Source organism: Pedobacter agri (assembly GCF_032678665.1).
Lineage (GTDB): Bacteria > Bacteroidota > Bacteroidia > Sphingobacteriales > Sphingobacteriaceae > Pedobacter > Pedobacter agri_A.
In genome coordinates this window covers 1-2,421 of sequence record NZ_JAVTSH010000018.1, presented here as the reverse complement: position 1 = coordinate 2,421, position 2,421 = coordinate 1, and the positions used below count along the sequence as shown (strand labels likewise).

Sequence of the window (2,421 nt, the reverse complement as noted above, 5' to 3'; positions counted from 1 at the left end):
GTACGCAACCCATTACGATATAATATAGCCAAAAATCGGCCGTCCACTGGACGGCCGATAGCCTCGTGTTTTTTAAACACTTGGCTCTATCAACATAACGGACATCAAAATCTTCAAATAATATGTGAAGTATTATTATTTAATTGTTTATTTGATTTTCATAAATATATTGATTACAAAATATTTATGAAACTTTTTAATTTTATATTGCGAAATTCGTAATTGCCAAATAGATTAATTTCTTTCCTGAATTGGGGTTGAGTTGAGTAGCTCAGTTTGTTATTAAATTCACGTCAAGATAAGTTCATTAGCAGTTCAATTGAGTTCAATTTGGTCCAAAAATTTTAATAAGCTTGCGGCTATACTAACTTCATAATACATTAAAATGTTATGATATGGAAGTTTCAGAGTTGGTTACGAAAGCTGACATCGCTCAGCTAAGAGAAGATATTTTTGAAGAATTGCGAAAATTCAGGTTTGGAGGTAAAAAGCCAGTAGTAAAAAAAGAGTGGTTGAAAAGTTTCGAAGTTTGCGAAATGTTATCGATTTCTAAAGGTACGTTAGCTTCATATAGAAGAAATGGTACGCTGCGCTTTTCGAAGATCGGTGGGTTGATTTATTATAGACATGAGGATATGGAAACGCTCATGAATAGGAAATAAATGATATGGGTACAAGCCTTAATCACACTCTTTCTTCAAATCAGATAAGGTTGTATTAAAGCAACAGCAATAACGGTTTTCACAGATTAAGAATATTAATGCCCGAAATAGCGGGCATTTTTTTTGCTTGTTGTTTTCCTGGAATAAATGAAAAGAATTTCTAAAAGCAATGCAATTATTTGATATTGTTGTTAATAGTCGTAAATTGTATTCAATAAGCAGGTTATTCGATCGTTTTGAGATATTAATTTACTGCGAAAAGTTCTGTAAAAAATCGCTAGAAACTACTTTTTACCAAATCGTTACCATAAAAGAAAAAGGCTTTGTAAGTGATTGTAAATGTGTGGGTTGTAAATTACTTTATCATCCTGCCATCCCGACGAATACAGATACAGATTGTATCAAGAACCCTCTAAATGATGAATTTAGGGGGTTTTCTTTTTGAAATAGGTCATTATGGGGCATTATATATCAAATATTTTGCAACCAAATCATAACCAAAATTTTCCTTATAATTTTGTGATTTCTTCAAAACTGGAATTTTTATAATTAAATTTTTTTTCAAAAAAACAAACGATCAAATCGATCAATTTTTTTGCTGTTTTTGTCGTCGATTTGGTTGCAATTAAAGAGAAAATTTTATGAAATCTAACCACAGTTTTAGCGTCAATTTCTTTATTAGGCGCAATAGAGAGGCTTTTGGGAGAACTCCAATCTATATTAAAATAACTGTCGATGGTAGCAGGGTTTCTATGTCTGTTAAACAGACAGTGGAATTAACGCAGTGCAGATTTTAGGTTTATTACTGACTTCGTTGTCTGTCTTTACACTAAATCTCCAGGCAATGGGCAGAGACCTTGCATTAGCTAAAAACAAAATCGACGTTTTATACATTTATAGGGAAATAAAGAATTACATCGATGGCCACTCTAGCGGATAAACAAAGTCAAGCTCGCAAAATACAAGAATCTACTATCTCCATCAAAACCTTCATGATTTCGATCTCCCTCACCATTGTAATAATTTTTTCTCTTTGGGCCTGGAAAACAATGGAACGGAGATCTATTCTTCGAGAAAGTCAGAAAGAAAGCCAGCGTTATAAAAGATTAATTTCTGCTAAATCAGACGCTACATTTAAAAATAACCTGCTCGTATTTAGTAAACCACTATTGTGGACAATTTCTAATGATTTTTTAAAAGGGGATGGGAAAGCTATTAATACCTATCTAAATCAGCTTACTACATTGCCAAATTTTCAGGAAGCATCTATAATTGATAATAATGGTGTAATTATATTTTCAAGTAAAAGGTCTGAAGTTGGACATTTGTATTCCACTTTTTATAACAGAACGTTTCTCGCCACAGATTCTGTCAAACTTAATATGCAAAGGCTTAATAGGATCATTATCACGGGTCCAATTTTAGGGCGTACTGGTCGAATGGCCAGCCTGTCTATTGATTATCTTCTGCCTGGCAAAGAATAGCTTGCTTTTACAGGATCATTGTTCTCCTGTTGTCCTAATTTAGCGCCTACGAATGCCATCAACAAAGGTAATTCCAGGTTAGTGTATGGCTTTAATCTATTGGCTGTACCCTCCAAAATGCTCTTCAATAATCCAGTTATTTACGACACTATAAAATATTTGAATTTTATAAATAATACAACTTTTTTGTGTTTATTTTATGTAACACTTCTGAAACATTTAATACCTCTGCATGTTGTAATCGATATTAAAAATGAACAACATGAACAAGAAAT

Annotated in this window: 3 protein-coding genes; all 3 read left to right on the top strand. The window is 32.6% G+C overall.

The features are described from left to right. The first annotated feature begins 395 nt into the window (after positions 1-395). The 3 genes from R2Q70_RS21825 to R2Q70_RS21820 all read left to right on the top strand — a co-directional run bounded on the left by R2Q70_RS21825 (position 396) and on the right by R2Q70_RS21820 (position 2,146). Complete coding sequence (locus R2Q70_RS21825; RefSeq protein ID WP_316809675.1) at positions 396-662, top strand: helix-turn-helix domain-containing protein; 267 nt, start codon at positions 396-398, stop codon at positions 660-662. 641 nt (positions 663-1,303) lie between these two features. After that, complete coding sequence (locus R2Q70_RS21950; RefSeq protein WP_410478395.1) at positions 1,304-1,459, top strand: hypothetical protein; 156 nt, start codon at positions 1,304-1,306, stop codon at positions 1,457-1,459. A 123-nt stretch (positions 1,460-1,582) separates the two neighbouring features. Then, positions 1,583-2,146: a hypothetical protein gene (locus R2Q70_RS21820; RefSeq protein ID WP_316809674.1), complete on the top strand. Its 564-nt coding sequence runs from the start codon at positions 1,583-1,585 to the stop codon at positions 2,144-2,146. Positions 2,147-2,421 lie beyond the last annotated feature (275 nt).